At 73.5% G+C, this 14,373-nt stretch carries 18 protein-coding genes; 7 read left to right on the top strand and 11 right to left on the bottom strand.

The window, feature by feature from the left end; all coding sequences use genetic code 11:
• Positions 1-10 precede the first annotated feature (10 nt).
• Entirely contained in the window at positions 11-1,183 is a 1,173-nt protein-coding gene (nadA, locus tag QWY29_RS04945; protein ID WP_300959548.1) for a quinolinate synthase NadA, read from the top strand.
• A 34-nt stretch (positions 1,184-1,217) separates the two neighbouring features.
• Here nadA and QWY29_RS04940 read toward each other — a convergent pair whose 3' ends face one another.
• The 4 genes from QWY29_RS04940 to QWY29_RS04925 all read right to left on the bottom strand — a co-directional run bounded on the left by QWY29_RS04940 (position 1,218) and on the right by QWY29_RS04925 (position 4,963).
• Positions 1,218-2,432, bottom strand: coding sequence for a sensor histidine kinase (locus QWY29_RS04940; protein WP_300959547.1), 1,215 nt, complete (start codon positions 2,430-2,432; stop codon positions 1,218-1,220).
• A gap of 142 nt (positions 2,433-2,574) precedes the next feature.
• Positions 2,575-3,153 carry a PspA-associated protein PspAB gene (pspAB, locus tag QWY29_RS04935; protein WP_300959546.1) on the bottom strand — a complete coding sequence of 193 codons (579 nt, stop codon included), beginning with the start codon at positions 3,151-3,153 and terminating at the stop codon, positions 2,575-2,577.
• Positions 3,153-4,073 (bottom strand): zinc metalloprotease HtpX, encoded by a 921-nt coding sequence (gene htpX / locus QWY29_RS04930; RefSeq protein WP_300959545.1) that lies wholly within the window; start codon positions 4,071-4,073, stop codon positions 3,153-3,155. Before htpX ends, pspAB begins: the two co-directional genes overlap by 1 nt.
• A 95-nt stretch (positions 4,074-4,168) precedes the next feature.
• Positions 4,169-4,963, bottom strand: a complete 795-nt coding sequence (locus QWY29_RS04925; RefSeq protein ID WP_300959544.1) for a PspA/IM30 family protein — start codon at positions 4,961-4,963, stop codon at positions 4,169-4,171.
• A 118-nt stretch (positions 4,964-5,081) separates the two neighbouring features.
• Here QWY29_RS04925 and QWY29_RS04920 point away from each other — a divergent pair, with 118 nt between their 5' ends.
• A complete protein-coding gene (locus QWY29_RS04920; RefSeq protein WP_300959543.1) occupies positions 5,082-5,669 on the top strand; it encodes a DUF3043 domain-containing protein in 588 nt (195 codons plus the stop codon).
• A 29-nt stretch (positions 5,670-5,698) separates the two neighbouring features.
• Positions 5,699-6,598, top strand: coding sequence for a hypothetical protein (locus QWY29_RS04915; protein WP_300959542.1), 900 nt, complete (start codon positions 5,699-5,701; stop codon positions 6,596-6,598).
• On the opposite strand, the gene QWY29_RS04910 is transcribed toward QWY29_RS04915, so the two are convergent.
• From QWY29_RS04910 to paaA, 6 genes are all read right to left on the bottom strand, one after another.
• The gene (locus QWY29_RS04910) at positions 6,513-7,517 is read right to left on the bottom strand and encodes an aldo/keto reductase family protein (protein ID WP_300959541.1); all 1,005 of its coding nucleotides are present in this window, start codon (positions 7,515-7,517) and stop codon (positions 6,513-6,515) included. The two genes, QWY29_RS04915 and QWY29_RS04910, sit on opposite strands and share 86 nt — an antisense overlap.
• Before the next feature lie 111 nt (positions 7,518-7,628).
• On the bottom strand, positions 7,629-8,660 hold the full coding sequence (locus QWY29_RS04905) for a 2Fe-2S iron-sulfur cluster-binding protein (RefSeq protein WP_300959540.1): 1,032 nt from the start codon (positions 8,658-8,660) through the stop codon (positions 7,629-7,631).
• A gap of 7 nt (positions 8,661-8,667) precedes the next feature.
• Entirely contained in the window at positions 8,668-9,180 is a 513-nt protein-coding gene (gene paaD, locus QWY29_RS04900; RefSeq protein WP_300959539.1) for a 1,2-phenylacetyl-CoA epoxidase subunit PaaD, read from the bottom strand.
• Positions 9,177-9,947, bottom strand: coding sequence for a 1,2-phenylacetyl-CoA epoxidase subunit PaaC (gene paaC, locus QWY29_RS04895; RefSeq protein WP_300959538.1), 771 nt, complete (start codon positions 9,945-9,947; stop codon positions 9,177-9,179). Before paaC ends, paaD begins: the two co-directional genes overlap by 4 nt.
• Positions 9,944-10,228 (bottom strand): 1,2-phenylacetyl-CoA epoxidase subunit PaaB, encoded by a 285-nt coding sequence (gene paaB, locus QWY29_RS04890; RefSeq protein WP_300959537.1) that lies wholly within the window; start codon positions 10,226-10,228, stop codon positions 9,944-9,946. Before paaB ends, paaC begins: the two co-directional genes overlap by 4 nt.
• Positions 10,225-11,151 (bottom strand): 1,2-phenylacetyl-CoA epoxidase subunit PaaA, encoded by a 927-nt coding sequence (gene paaA, locus QWY29_RS04885; RefSeq protein ID WP_300959536.1) that lies wholly within the window; start codon positions 11,149-11,151, stop codon positions 10,225-10,227. Before paaA ends, paaB begins: the two co-directional genes overlap by 4 nt.
• An 87-nt stretch (positions 11,152-11,238) precedes the next feature.
• On the opposite strand from paaA, the gene QWY29_RS04880 reads away from it, so the two are divergent.
• The 3 genes from QWY29_RS04880 to QWY29_RS04870 are packed head-to-tail and all read left to right on the top strand — an operon-like array spanning position 11,239 to position 12,807.
• Positions 11,239-11,787 carry a GNAT family N-acetyltransferase gene (locus QWY29_RS04880; RefSeq protein ID WP_300959535.1) on the top strand — a complete coding sequence of 183 codons (549 nt, stop codon included), beginning with the start codon at positions 11,239-11,241 and terminating at the stop codon, positions 11,785-11,787.
• A gap of 7 nt (positions 11,788-11,794) precedes the next feature.
• The gene (locus QWY29_RS04875; RefSeq protein ID WP_300959534.1) at positions 11,795-12,505 is read left to right on the top strand and encodes an AzlC family ABC transporter permease; all 711 of its coding nucleotides are present in this window, start codon (positions 11,795-11,797) and stop codon (positions 12,503-12,505) included.
• Positions 12,502-12,807, top strand: a complete 306-nt coding sequence (locus QWY29_RS04870; RefSeq protein WP_300959533.1) for an AzlD domain-containing protein — start codon at positions 12,502-12,504, stop codon at positions 12,805-12,807. Before QWY29_RS04875 ends, QWY29_RS04870 begins: the two co-directional genes overlap by 4 nt.
• A gap of 207 nt (positions 12,808-13,014) precedes the next feature.
• On the opposite strand, the gene dapB is transcribed toward QWY29_RS04870, so the two are convergent.
• Entirely contained in the window at positions 13,015-13,770 is a 756-nt protein-coding gene (gene dapB, locus QWY29_RS04865) for a 4-hydroxy-tetrahydrodipicolinate reductase (RefSeq protein ID WP_300959532.1), read from the bottom strand.
• A 65-nt stretch (positions 13,771-13,835) separates the two neighbouring features.
• Between dapB and QWY29_RS04860 the strand changes: the two genes are divergently transcribed.
• The gene (locus QWY29_RS04860; protein WP_300959531.1) at positions 13,836-14,351 is read left to right on the top strand and encodes a class I SAM-dependent methyltransferase; all 516 of its coding nucleotides are present in this window, start codon (positions 13,836-13,838) and stop codon (positions 14,349-14,351) included.
• The last annotated feature ends 22 nt before the right edge of the window (positions 14,352-14,373 follow it).

Below are 14,373 nucleotides of genomic sequence, written 5' to 3'. Positions count from 1 at the left end.
GATCCGGCCCATGACGACCGTCGACCTCCCGCTCCTCCCCCTCGGCCGCGGCACCGACCGCACCTCCGAGCGGGGCGTCGAGTGCCCGGGCGACCTGCCCGCGCCCTCCGACCCGGGCCTCGTGGAGCGCGCCCGCGCCGCGAAGGAGGCGCTGGGCGACCGGGTCTTCGTGCTGGGCCACCACTACCAGCGCGACGAGGTCATCGCGTTCGCCGACGTCACCGGCGACTCCTTCAAGCTCGCGCGCGACGCGGCCGCGCGCCCGGAGGCCGAGTTCATCGTCTTCTGCGGCGTCCACTTCATGGCCGAGTCCGCCGACATCCTCACCGGCCCGGACCAGAAGGTCGTCCTGCCCGACCTCGCGGCCGGCTGCTCGATGGCCGACATGGCCCGCCTGGCGCAGGTCGAGGACGCGTGGGACGCGCTCGCGGACGCCGGCGTCGTCGACTCGGTCGTGCCGGTGACGTACATGAACTCCAGCGCGGACATCAAGGCCTTCTGCGGCCGCAACGGCGGCGTCGTGTGCACCTCCAGCAACGCCGAGGTCGCACTGGAGTGGGCCTTCGAGCAGAAGCCCGACGCCAAGATCCTCTTCCTCCCCGACCAGCACCTCGGTCGCAACACCGCGGTGCAGAAGATGGGGCTCACCCTCGACGACTGCGTCGTGTGGAACCCGCTGCGCCCCGGCGGCGGACTGACCCCCGAGCAGCTGCGCGACGCGAAGGTGATCCTGTGGAAGGGCCACTGCTCCGTGCACGGCCGCTTCTCCCCCGCCGTCGTCGACGAGCTGCGCGCGACCATCCCCGGCGTCAACATCCTGGTCCACCCCGAGTGCCAGCACGAGGTCGTCCTCAAGGCCGACCTGGTCGGGTCGACGGAGTTCATCATCCAGACCATCGAGGCGGCGCCCGCCGGCTCGAGCTGGGCGATCGGCACCGAGCTCAACCTGGTCAAGCGGCTCGCGAACGCCCACCCGGACAAGAACATCGTCTTCCTCGACAAGACGGTCTGCTACTGCTCGACGATGAACCGGATCGACCTGCCGCACTTCGTCTGGGCGATGGAGTCGCTCGTTGCCGGCACGGTCCCCAACCAGATCACCGTCGACCCGGAGACCGAGAAGTGGGCGCTCGTCGCCCTCGAGCGGATGCTCGCGCTGCCGGGCCGCACCCAGAAGGACTGACGGCCCGGCTGCCTCGGGCCCCGAGCTTCGGGCCTCAGGCCTCCGGGAGCTGGAACCAGGCGGTCGTGCCGCCCTCCGGCGACTCCTCCAGCCCGATCCGGCCGCCGTGCGCCTCGACGATCCGGCGGCAGGTGGTCAGGCCGATGCCCGACCCCTCCACGGAGTCGTCGACCCGGGCGAGCGGCTGGAAGACGCGGTGCCGCTGCTCGGCCGGGACGCCGATGCCGCGGTCGACGACCGCGATGCGCCACGCGCCGTCCTGCTTGTCGGCGCAGACGGTGACGTGGGCCTTCTCCCCCGGCCGGGTGAACTTCGCGGCGTTGGCCACGAGGTTCTGCAGCACGGCCCGCAGCTGCACGGGGTCGCCGGTGACGACCGGGAGCGGCTCGACCACCAGGGTCGCGCCCTGCAGCGCGGTCGAGAGGTCGTCGACGACGTCGCGCATGACCGCGTCGAGGTCCACCGGCCGGCGCTGCAGCTCGCCGCCGAGGCGGGCGAAGGCCAGCAGGTCGTCGATGAGCGACTGCATCCGCCCGGCACCGCTGATGGCGCGCGCCAGGAGGTACTGCAGGCCCGGCTCCCGCTCGGCCTCCTTCTCCGCGATCTCGTCGGAGAGCATCCGCAGCGCCATCGACACCGCGGTCAGCGGGTTGCGCAGGTCGTGGCTGACCTGGCCGGCGAAGGCGGCCAGCTGCTCGTTGGAGCGACGCAGCTCGGTCTGCACCTCCTCGAGCCGCTCGACCGAGGCGCTGAGCTCGCGGGTGCGCAGCTCGAGCTCGAGCAGGTCGACGACCCGGTCGGCGAGCGCCTGGAGCGCGTGCTCCTGCTCGTCGGTGATCGTCCGCGGCTGGGTGTCGAAGACGCACAGCGTGCCGATGACGACGCCGCTGGGCGTGCGCAGCTGGTGGGTGGCGTAGAACCGCACGTCCCCGATCTCGCCGGTCACGAACGGGTTCTCGGCGAAGCGCGGGTCCTTGCTGGCGTCCTCCAGCACCACCGGCGCCGGCTCGTGCAGCACCGCGTTGCACATCGAGTCCTCGCGCGCGCAGACCGAGGCGTCGAAGCCGGCGGTCGCGATCTGGTGCTGGTGGGTGTCGGTGATCAGGTTGATCGTCGCCAGGGGCACCTGGGCGACCTGGGCTGCGATCTCGACCAGGGCGACCAGGTCGCTGCGGGGTGGCCGCGTGATGACCTGGTACTCACCGATCTGGGCGACGCGGACCTCGTCGGTCTCGTGGGTGGCGGTCACCGCGCGGCTCTCCGTTCGTGGGGGTGAGGGGGATCGTACGGCGCTGCTCCAGGACCTGCCGTCGGCGACACAACGACCGATGACCGCACCAGGTGACGTCGTACGCCGCCCGCCCGGTGTCACGATCCGGTCACGGTCCGCGCTAGAGCCCGGGGGCGCCCCAGATCGCGAGCCACCGGGACATCTCCTGCTCGACCGGCAGCTCCGCGGCGAGCACGTCGCGGACCTGGATCTCCAGCAGGTTGTCGCGGTGCTGGCCACCTCCGGGCGCGGGCGCGAAGGGGTAGAACGTGCCCTGCTTGTAGAGGTAGACCAGCCCGACGCGGCGGCCGCTCGGGTCGGCGAAGGGCACCAGCGAGCACAGCAGGGCCGGGCCGAACCCCTCGGCCTCCAGGCCGGTGTTGACCGCGTGCAGGTCGGTGCAGAGCCCGGAGGTGTCGTCCGCCGCGCGGTGGACCTGGAGCCAGGTGAAGCCGAACGAGTCGCCGCTCACCTCGACGTCGGGGGCGTCGGCGGCGTCGCGGAGGAGCTCCAGCACGTCGGTCTGGGTCTGGGAGAAGCCGGCCCCGGCGGCCGCGCGGTAGCAGACCGAGCCGTCGCCGGTCGGGGTCAGGCCGAGCGTCGTCTGCAGGGTGATCGCGGCGCTGGGCACCATGAACAGCGCGTCGAGGTTGGCCTGCTTGGGCTTCGAGCGGCCCAGGATCGAGTCGAGGAACCCCATCAGGCGCCCGGCCGCCCCAGCTCGGCCTGGATCCGGGCCAGCTGCTCGAGCCGCTGCTCCAGGGACGGGTGGGTCGAGGAGAGCGTGCGCAGCGAGACGCCCTTGAGCGCCGGGGCGATGAAGAAGGCGTTCATCGACTGCGAGGCGCGCAGGTCCCGCTCGGGGATCGCGTTCATCTCGCCGGTGATCTTCTGCAGCGCCGAGGCCAGCGCGTGCGGCTTCATCGTCAGGTAGGCACCGGCGCGGTCGGCGGAGAGCTCGCGGTAGCGCGAGAGCACCTTGAGCAGCAGGAAGCTGATCGCGTAGGTGATCATGCTGATCACCAGGACGAGCAGCCAGACCGGCAGGCCGTTGTTGTTGTCGCGGCGGTTGCCGCCGAACATCGCGCCGTACTGCGCACCCTGGGTGAGCATCCCCGCCACGATGCCGGCCGAGGAGGCCACGGTCATCACCAGCACGTCGCGGTGGGCGACGTGGGAGAGCTCGTGGGCCAGGACGCCCTCGAGCTCCTCGGCGGTGAGGGTGCCGAGGATGCCGGTGGTCACGCAGACCACCGAGCGGTCCGGCGAGCGGCCGGTGGCGAAGGCGTTCGGGATCGCCATGTCGGCGATGCCGACGCGGGGCTTGGGCATGTCGGCCAGGGCGCAGAGCCGGTCGATCATGCCGTGCAGCTCCGGCGCCTCCTGCGGGGTGACCTCCCGGGCCCGCATGGCGCGCATCGCGACCTTGTCGGAGGTCCACCACTGGTACCACGCGACGCCGAGGCCGCCGATGCCGATGAGGAGCACCAGTCCCGGCGAGTTGCCGAAGACCACCATCAGCCCCGCGATGAGGGCGACGAACAGCCCGCCCAGGAGGAACATCACCAGGGTCATCCGGGCGGTCAGCCCAGGATCACCGACGAACCGCGACTTGGCCATGGCCCCAGTCTCGCGTGCCGGGACAAGCAAGAGCCCCGCCGGGGTCCGGCGGGGCTCTCGTGGGTCTCGTGCAGGCGTCGCGGGGCGGGGAGGGGTCAGCCCTCCTCGCGGGGGCGCTCCACCTTCTCGGGCTCGGCGACCAGGATGTCGTCGCCGGTGGCGCCGGACTCGATCGCGTCGGGCCGCGAGGGGGCGTTGAGGCCCTTCATCCGGGCCAGCTCGGCCTCGACGTCGGACTGCGAGCTCATCGCCTCGAGCTCGCGGGCGATGTCGTCGCCGCGGTTGAGCGAGCTGGCGTCGTCGAGCGCGCCGGAGGCGATCAGCTCGTCGATGGCGCCGGCGCGGGCCTGCATCTGCGCGGTCTTGTCCTCGGCACGCTGGATCGCGGCACCCACGTCGCCCATCTCGTCGCCGATGCCAGACATCGCCTCGTTGATGCGCGTCTGGGCCTCGGCGGCGGTGTAGGTCGCCTTGATCGTCTCCTTGCGGGTGCGGAAGGACTCCACCTTCGCCTGCAGCCGCTGCTGGGCGAGGGTGAGCTTCTCCTCCTCGCCCTGGAGCTGGGCCTGCTGGGCGCGCAGGTCGCTGATCTGGCCGGCGAGGGCGGACTTGCGGGTCAGCGCCTCGCGGGCGAGGTCCTCGCGGCCCATGTCGATCGCCTTCTGGGCCTGGTCCTGCAGCTTGGCCGCCTGCTGCTCGAGCTGGTTGACCTGCAGCTCCACCCGCTTGCGGCTGGTGGCGACGTCGGCCACCCCGCGGCGTACCTTGGAGAGGAGGTCCAGCTGGCGCTGGTAGCTGTAGTCCAGCGTCTCGCGGGGGTCCTCGGCCCGGTCGAGGGCCTTGTTGGCCTTCGATCGGAAGATCAGGCTGAGGCGCTTCATCAAGCTCATCGGGTACGGCCTTTCGGGGACGACCTGCGGGGTGCACCTCACCCTACGGCTCGACGGCAACCGGCGGCGAGGCGCCGGTAGGCTGGGCGTGCCCGTCCGTCATCCGCAGAAGGCCTCCGTGTTCCGTCGCAGCAAGTCCGAGACCGTCGTCTCCTCCGAGCCCGTCCCGACCAAGGTCGGCGGCAAGGGCCGTCCCACCCCCACCCGCAAGGAGGCGGAGGCTGCCGCGCGTGCTCGTGCGAAGGTCCCCCGCACCCGCAAGGAGATGGCCCGTGCCCAGCGCCAGGCCCGGGCGGAGTCCAGCCAGCAGGTGCGCGCCGCCATGAAGGCCGGCGACGAGCGCTACTACCTCCCCCGCGACCGCGGCCCGGTGCGCCGCTTCGTGCGCGACTTCGTCGACACCCGGTTCTCGATCATCGAGCTGATGATCCCGCTGCTGATCGTGACGATGGTGCTCGGCTACTCCGGCAACCAGCGGCTCGCCGGCATCGGCAACTCGATCCTCTTCGGCACGGTGCTGCTCGTCGTGCTCGACATGGTCTTCCTGCGGTTCCGGCTGCGCCGCGAGCTCGCGCGCCGGTTCCCCGAGGAGCCGATGAAGGGCACGACCTACTACGCCGTGACCCGCGCGATGCAGATGAAGTTCATGCGGCTGCCCAAGGCGCAGGTGAAGATCGGCCAGGAGCTCCCCGAGCGTTACCGGTGAGCCACCGGTGAGCCCGCGATGAGCGCCCGGTGAGCTGGCTGGGGCTGGCCGCCGGCCTGGCGGGGGCGCTGCTGTTCGGGGTCGGCGCGGTCGCGCAGGCCCACGGCGTACGCCGCCGGGAGCAGCGGCCCGACGACCTGGTCGCCTTCGTGCGGCACGCCGTGCGCGACCCGTGGACGATGGCGGTCGTGGCGGCCTACCTCGCCGGGTTCGTGCTGCACGCGGTGGCGATCTGGCTGCTGCCGCTCTACCTCGCGCAGGCCGCGGTGGCGATGTCGTTCCCGGTGACCGCGCTGGCCTCCACGCTCCTGGGCGAGCGGCTCGGGCCGGCGGGCTGGTCGGCGGTGGTCGTGGTGACCGGCGGCCTGGTGCTGCTGGCCGTCGGCTCCGGCGAGCCCGGCGGGCTGGTCACCTCGACGGCGTTCGGCGCGCTGGTCTGGGGCGGGGTCGTCGTGCTGGCCGTGCTCGCGCTCACCGGCCGCCGGCTCGGCGGCGGGGCGCTGGGCACCCTCGCCGGACTGGGGTACGCCGGGTCCGCGGTCGCGGTGCGCGGCATCGGCACGCCGCTCGACCTGGCGGTGGTCGCGGCCGCGCTGGCCGTGCCGGCGTACAGCCTGGTCGCGTTCTGGCTCTACAGCCTGGGCCTGCACTCCGACCAGGTCTCGGCGACGACCGCACCGATGATCGTGGGGCAGACGTTCGTGCCGGCCTTCGTCGGCGTGCTGCTGCTCGACGACGGCGTGCGCGAGGGCTGGGGGGTCGCCGTCGCCGCCGGCCTGGTGCTGGCGACGGCGGGGGCCGCGTGGCTCGCGGTCCCCCGCCGCGACGACGGTGGGCCGGCCCTCAGGACGGGCGGCGCTCCGGCGACTGCGTCTTCGCCGGGTCCCGCTCGACGACCGGGTCCAGGACCTCGTCGATCGCCTTCATGACGGCGTCGTCGAGGGCGACCCCGGCGGCCTTGACGTTCTCGGTGACCTGCTCGGGCCGGCTGGCTCCGATGATCGCGGAGGAGACGTTGTCGTTCTGCAGCACCCAGGCGACGGCCAGCTGCGACATCGACAGCCCGGCGTCGTCGGCGATCGGCTTGAGCTGCTGGACGCGGGTGAGCACGTCGTCCTGCATCCAGCGGCCGATCATGTCGGCGCCGCCCTTGCTGTCGGTCGCGCGCGAGCCCTCCGGCGGTGCCTGACCGGGCTGGTACTTGCCGGTGAGCACGCCCTGCGCGATCGGCGACCAGACGATCTGCCCGATGCCGAGCTCCTCGCAGGTCGGGACGACCTCGGCCTCGATGACGCGCCAGAGCATGGAGTACTGCGGCTGGCTGGAGACCAGCGGGACCCGCAGCTCGCGCGCGAGCGCGTGGGCGGCGCGGATCTCCTCCGCGCGCCACTCCGAGACGCCGATGTAGAGCGCCTTGCCGGACCGGACGACGTCGGCGAAGGCCTCCATCGTCTCCTCGAGCGGGGTCTCGTAGTCGTAGCGGTGGGCCTGGTAGAGGTCGACGTAGTCGGTGCCGAGCCGCTTCAGCGAGCCGTTGATCGACTCCATGATGTGCTTGCGCGACAGACCGTGGTCGTTGTGCTTGCCGGGGCCGGTGGGCCAGTAGACCTTGGTGAAGATCTCCAGCCCCTCGCGCCGCTCGCCGGCCAGCGCCTTGCCGAGGACCGTCTCCGCCGCGGTGTTGGCGTAGACGTCGGCGGTGTCGAAGGTCGTGATGCCCTCGTCGAGGGCTTGCCGCACGCAGGCGAGCGCGGCGTCCTCCTCGACCTGGGAGCCGTGGGTGAGCCAGTTGCCGTACGAGATGGCCGAGATCTTCAGGCCGCTCGCTCCGAGGTTGCGAATCTCCATGGCGCGAAGGTACCCATCGGCCCTCGGGCCGTTCACCCAGGCACCGGCTGGTCGAGGAGGTTGCGCAAGCAACCGTCTCGAGACCCGCCGGACCGGCTGGCCGCCCCGCGCTCAGGCGTCGAAGTCCAGCACCACCCGGTCGGAGGTGGGGTGGGCCTGGCAGGTCAGCACGTGCCCGGCGGCCACCTCGTCGGGCTCGAGCGCCCAGGCGGCGTCCATCGCGACGCTGCCCTCGACCACCCGGGCCCGGCAGGTGCCGCACACTCCCCCGCGGCACGCCCAGGGCAGGTCGCCGCGGACCGCGAGCGCGGCCTCGAGCACCGGCGGGCCGTCGGGGCGCAGGGCCAGCTCGGTGCTGCGCCCGTCGCGGCGGACGACGACGTGGGCCGCGCCGGCGACGGTCGGCGCGACCACCGGCGGCCGGGGCACGGCGTCGGCGTGGAACAGCTCGGTGTGCACGCGGCCGGGCAGCACGTCGCGCAGGTCGGCGACCAGCTGCTGGGGCCCGCAGACGAACCACTCCTCGACGTCGTGGAGGCCGAAGACGTCCAGCAGCCGGCGGGCGCGGTCGGCGTCGAGCCGGCCGGAGAGCAGCTCGACGTCCTGCTGCTCGCGGGTCAGCAGGTGCAGCAGCTGCAGCCGCCCGGGGAAGCGGTCCTTGAGGTCGTGCACCTCGTCGAGGAACATCACCGAGCGCTGCGTCCGGTCGACGCGCACCAGCGTGACCTGCGAGCGCGGCTCGCCCTCCAGCAGCGCAGCCACGATCGGCAGCACCGGGGTGATCCCGGAGCCGGCGGCGACCGCGCCGTAGCGGCGCTGCGCGGTCGGGTCGGGCGCGACGGTGAACGAGCCGGTCGGCGTCATCACCTCCAGCCGGTCGCCGGGGCGCAGGGTGCGGACGACGCCGTCGCTGAAGGCGCCACCGGGCAGCCGCTTGACGCCGATGCGCAGCAGGTCCGGCGCGGGGGCGGTGCACAGCGAGTAGGACCGGCGCTCGGCGTCGCCGGGCGTGCGCAGCGAGACGTGCTGGCCGGGGGTCGAGGTGTACGCCGCCGCGAGCTCCGGCGGCACGCGGAGGCTGATCGCCACCGCCTCGTCGGTCAGCTCCTCGACGTCGGCGACCTCGAGCGCGTGGAACGGCACCGCGCGCTCAGATCGGCTTGACGTGGTCGAACGGCTCCCGGCACGACCGGCACACGCGCAGCGCCTTGCAGGCCGTCGACCCGAACCTGCTGACCTCGCGCGTCTCCGGGCTGCCGCAGCGCGGGCAGCGCACCGCGATCTCGACGGCGACCGGGCCGCCGAGCGTGCGGGTCGAGGCCGGCGGGGCGATGCCGTGCTCCTGCAGCCGCACCCGGCCCCGCTCGGTGATCCAGTCGGTCGTCCAGGCCGGCCACAGCACCAGCTCGACGTCGACCCGGCGGAAGCCGGCGCAGGTGAGGCGCTCGACGAGGTCGGCCCGGATCGTCTCCACCGCCGGGCAGCCGGAGTAGGTCGGGGTGATCTGCACGTGCACGCAGCCGGTGTCGTTCTCGGTGACGTCGCGCAGGATGCCGAGGTCCCCGATGGTCACCACCGGCAGCTCGGGGTCCGGCACGGCCGCCGCGATCTCCCACGCGCTGCGCGAGCGGACCGCGCTGGTGCTCAGGGTCAGGTCGTTCACCACGTGGCTCCCGGGTGGGCTCGGGCCACCTGCTGCATCTCGGCGAGCAGGTCGGTCAGGTGCTCGGTGTGGTGGCCCCGGCGGCCACCGGTGGGCTGGCCGGTGGGCTGGCCGGTGGACTGCTCGGGGACGACCAGCGTGGCCGCCGTCAGCACGGGCACGATGCGGGCCAGCACGGCCTCGCGCAGCGACGGCGGGTCGGGGTGGCCCGCGGCGACCGCGGCCGGGTCCGGCTCCAGCAGCTCGGCCAGGAACGGCCACTCCGCGTCCAGCGCCGCCTGCGCCCGCTCGTGGGACAGCGCCGTGCCGTCACCGAGCCGCAGCACCCACTGCGCGGCGTGGTCGAGGTGGTAGGCCACCTCCTTCACCGCCTTCGCCGCGACCCCCCGTGCGGGGCCCTCGCGCGACGCCAGCGCGGCGTACACCTCGGACTGCCAGGCTGCGAGCAGCAGCATCCGGACCACGCACACCGCGAAGTCCTCCTGCGGCCGCTCGACGAGCAGCACGTTGCGGAAGTCCGACGCGTCGCGGAGGTACGCGAGGTCGTCCTCGGTGCGACCGGCGCCCTCCAGGTCGCAGACCACCGTGTAGAGGCCGCGGGCCTGGCCGAGCTGGTCGAGGCCGATGTTGGCGAGCGCGACGTCCTCCTCCAGCTCGGGCGCGCGGCTCACCCACCAGCCGAGGCGCTGGGCGGTCACCAGCGCGTCGTCGGCCAGGCCGAGGAGGTAGGTGGCGGTCGCGTCCGAGCCAGGCGCTGGGGTGCTCACAGGTGCTCGACCCCCTCGGGGACCGTGTAGTGCGTCGGGTGGCGGTAGTCCTTGTCGGCCGCCGGCTCGAAGAACGAGCCCTGCAGGTCGGGGGTCGAGGCGACGACCGCCGACGACGGCACCACCCACAGCGAGACCCCCTCCTGGCGGCGGGTGTAGACGTCGCGGGCATTGCGCAGCGCCATCTCCGCGTCGGGGGCGTGCAGCGAGCCGACGTGGACGTGGGACATCCCCCGGCGGGCCCGGACGAAGACCTCCCACAGCGGCCACTCGGCGCTCATGCCGCCGGCTCCTGCCCAGGCGTGCGGGCCGCCCGCTTGGCGGCGTGAGCCGCGGCGGCCTCGCGCACCCACGCGCCGTCCTCGTGCGCGCGGATGCGGTGGGCCAGCCGTTGGGCGTTGAGCGGCCCGCGCCCGGCGACGACCTCGGCGAGCTCGGAGAAGTCGGGCGTGCCGAAGTGCCAGTGGCCGCGCTCCTCGTCCCAGCGCAGCTCCGGGTCGGGCAGCGTGAGCCCGAGCGCCTCCGCCTGGGGCACGGCGATGTCGACGAACCGCTGGCGCAGCTCGTCGTTGGTGAACCGCTTGATCCCCCACGCCATCGACTGCCCTGTGTTCGGCGAGTCGGCGTCCGGCGGGCCGAACATCATCAGCGAGGGCCACCAGAACCGGTCGACCGCGTCCTGCGCCATCGCGTGCTGCTCGGGGGTGCCGTGGCTGAGGGTGTGCAGGATCTCGAAGCCCTGCCGCTGGTGGAACGACTCCTCCTTGCAGATGCGCACCATCGCGCGGGCGTAGGGGCCGTAGGAGCAGCGGCACAGCGGCACCTGGTTGACGATCGCCGCGCCGTCGACCAGCCAGCCGATCGCGCCGACGTCGGCCCAGGTGAGCGTGGGGTAGTTGAAGATCGAGGAGTACTTCTGCCGGCCGGTGTGCAGCGCCTCGAGCAGGTCGTCCCGGCTCGTGCCGAGCGTCTCCGCGGCGGCGTACAGGTAGAGGCCGTGGCCCGCCTCGTCCTGCACCTTGGCCATCAGGATCGCCTTCCGGCGCAGGCTCGGCGCGCAGGCGATCCACTCCCCCTCCGGCTGCATGCCGATGATCTCGGAGTGCGCGTGCTGGGCGATCTGGCGCACCAGCGTGCGGCGGTAGCCGTCGGGCATCGGGTCGCGCGGCTCCACGGTCGCGCTGCGGTCGGTCCCCGGCTCCATGCCGGCACGCTAGCACCGATGTGTGACAGGTCACAGCACCTGCGCGGTCCCGGTGTCACATGCCTGTCGTGCTGCGAGGATGCGGTCATGACGACGGCCGACGTGAGCGTCCGGGTCGCCTGGGCGGACGACGCCGCGGCGATCGCGGCGCTGCAGCTGCGCACCTGGCCCGAGACGTACGCCGCCGTGCTGCCGCCCGAGTCCTTCCCGACCGGGCCGGAGGCCGTCGAGCAGGCGGCCGCGGCCTGGCACGCCTCGCTCACCCGGCCGGCCGACGCCCGCCACCGCGCGCTGGTCGCCCTCGAGCACAACCGGGTCGTCGGCTTCGCGGTCGTCGGCCCCGCCGGCGACCCCGACTGCGACCCGGTCGCCGACGCCGAGCTCGCCGAGCTGACCGTCGACCCGGCCGAGCGCGGCCGCGGGCACGGGTCGCGGCTGCTCCAGGCCGCGGCTGACACCATGCGCGCGGACCACTTCGGCCGCGCCGTGCTGTGGGCGGTCGCGACCGACGACGCGCTGCGGGCCTTCCTGACCTCCGCCGGCTGGGCGGCCGACGGCGCGCACCGCGAGCTCGACCTCGACGGCTCCGGCACGACGACGGTCAAGCAGGTCCGGCTGCACACCCGGCTCGACTGAGGCGGCGGTGGCAGGGACGCTCGACCCGGCCGAGCGGACGGGGATCGTCCGCGACAGCCTGGGCGTGGGGATCGCGACCGGGGTCTACGGCACCTCCTTCGGCGCCGTGTCGGTGGCGGCCGGCCTCGACGTGTGGCAGACGTGCGTGCTGTCGCTGCTGATGTTCACCGGCGCCTCCCAGTTCGCGCTCGTCGGCGTCGTGGCCTCCGGCGGCGCCCCGCTCTCCGGCGCGCTCACCGCGCTCATGCTCGGCACGCGCAACACGCTCTACGGCCTGCGGCTCGCGCCGCTCCTGGGGTACGCCGGGTGGCGGCGCGCGGCCGCGGCCCACCTGGTCATCGACGAGTCGACTGCGATGTCCGTGGCCCGCGGGAGCCGGCCGGCCGCGCGGCTGGGTTTCCTGGTCACCGGCGGCTCGGTGTTCGTCCTCTGGAACCTCGCCACCCTGGTCGGCGCCGTCGCCGGCACCGTGATCGGCGACCCGCGCGACTACGGGCTCGACGCGGCCGTCGGGGCGGCGTTCCTCGCGCTGCTGTGGCCGCGGCTCGACACGCTGCGCAACCGGCTCGTCGCGGTCGCCGCGGCCGCCGTCGCGGTCGGTGCGGTGCCGCTCACCGCCGCCGGCGTACCCGTCCTGGTCGCCGCGGGCGTCGCGCTGCTCGTCGGCGCGCTGCGTCCGCGGGGCGCGGCGTCACCCGGGCCGGAGGTCGGCCCGTGAGCGTGTGGGCGGCCGTGCTGGTCGCCGGCGTCGGCTGCTACCTGCTCAAGCTCGCCGGCCTCTCGGTGCCGGCCCGCGTCCTCGACCGGCCCGTCGTCTCCCGCGTCGCCGACCTGATCCCGGTCGCCCTGCTCGCGGCGCTGGTGGCCGTCCAGGTCGTCGGCGACGGCCAGCGCCTGGTCGCCGACGCCCGGCTGGTCGGCCTCGGCGCCGCGGTGGTGCTGCTCCTGCTGCGCGCGCCGTTCCTGCTCGTCGTCTTCGGCTCGGCCCTCGTCGCCGCCCTGGCCCGCCTGCTCACCTGAGCCCGCCGCCAGGATGGCGCGCGCCGGCACCCGATGGCACGCGACGGCACGTTGTCCACAGCCCGCGGGGCGCCGCCGGGATAGTCCGTGACGTTCGGCAGGGCATCTCGCCGGATCCGCCACCCGAACGTCACGGACTACAGCGCCACCGCGGCGGATCGACCGACCAGGGGCCGACCGGCCAGGGAGCAGAAGGAACGGGCGCGATCAGTCCAGGTCGAGGAAGTGCTCGAGGCCGACGGTGAGGCCGGGGTGGTCGGCGACGGCGCGGACGCCGGCGAGGACGCCGGGACTGAAGGAGGAGCGGGCGAGGGAGTCGTGGCGGATGGTGAGGGTCTCCCCCACCCCGCCGAGCACGACCTCCTGGTGGGCGACGAGCCCGCGGATGCGCAGGCCGTGCACGCGGATGCCGTCGACGTCGGCGCCGCGGGCGCCGTCGAGGGCGGTGCTGGTGGCGTCCGGGACCGGCCCGAGCCCGGCGTCGCGCCGGGCGGCGGCCACGAGCTGGGCGGTGCGGCGGGCGGTGCCCGAGGGGGCGTCGGCCTTGTCGGGGTGGTGCAGCTCGACGATCTCGACGGACTCGTAGAACGGCGCGGCCGCGGCGGCGAAGCGCATCATCAGGATCGCGCCGATGGAGAAGTTCGGGGCGACCAGCACGCCCACGCCGGGGGCGTCGGCCAGCCAACCGCGCAGCGTCTCGAGCCGCTCGTCGTCGAAGCCGGTGGTGCCGACGACGGCGTGGATGCCGTGCTCGACGCAGAAGCGGAGGTTGTCCATGACCACGTCGGGGTGGGTGAAGTCGACGACCACCTCGGCCCCGGCGTCGACGAGCCCCGCGACGTCGTCACCGGCGTCGACACGCGCGACGAGCTCGAGACCGGAGGCCTCCTCGACGGCCGCGCAGACCTCCGCGCCGACCTTCCCGCGCGCGCCCAGCACGCCCACCTTGATGTTCTTGCTCACGTGGCCACGCTAGTAGGACCGACCGCCGCACCCACCGGTCGGTCCGTTCTGGCAAGGTTGACCCCATGGCTGTGCAGGCGATCCCGGCGCGCATCCGCTGGGCTGTGGACTTCATGGACGTCCAGCCCTCCGACCACGTGCTGGAGATCGGGTGCGGACCCGGGGCTGGGGTCGAGGCGATCTGCGCGAAGCTCGAGTCCGGCAAGATGTTCGCGATCGACCGCTCGGAGTCCGGCGTCGACCGGACCAAGCGCCGCAACCAGAAGCACGTCGACGCGGGCCGGCTCACGGTCCGCCAGATCGACCTCGCCACGCTGCGGGTGCCGGTCAAGCGGCTGAACAAGGTCTTCGCGTTCAACGTGAACCTCTTCTGGGTCCGCTCCTGCCACGACGAGGTCGCCCTGCTCCACGAGCGGCTGCTGCCCGGCGGCGCGGTCTTCCTCTTCTACGAGGTGCGCTTCCCCGACCAGGTGCAGGAGATGATCGCGAAGGCGTCGGCCTCGCTGGCCGAGGTCGGCTTCCGCGTCTCGGTCATCGAGCAGAAGCAGCCGGCCGTCGTCGGCATCATCGGCCGCCGCTGATCGCCCTTCGGGTCCCGCCGCT

This window comes from Nocardioides abyssi, from assembly GCF_030412915.1.
Classification (GTDB): domain Bacteria; phylum Actinomycetota; class Actinomycetes; order Propionibacteriales; family Nocardioidaceae; genus Nocardioides; species Nocardioides abyssi.
Note: the sequence above shows the minus strand (reverse complement) of the source record. Positions and strands in the feature narration are given on the sequence as shown.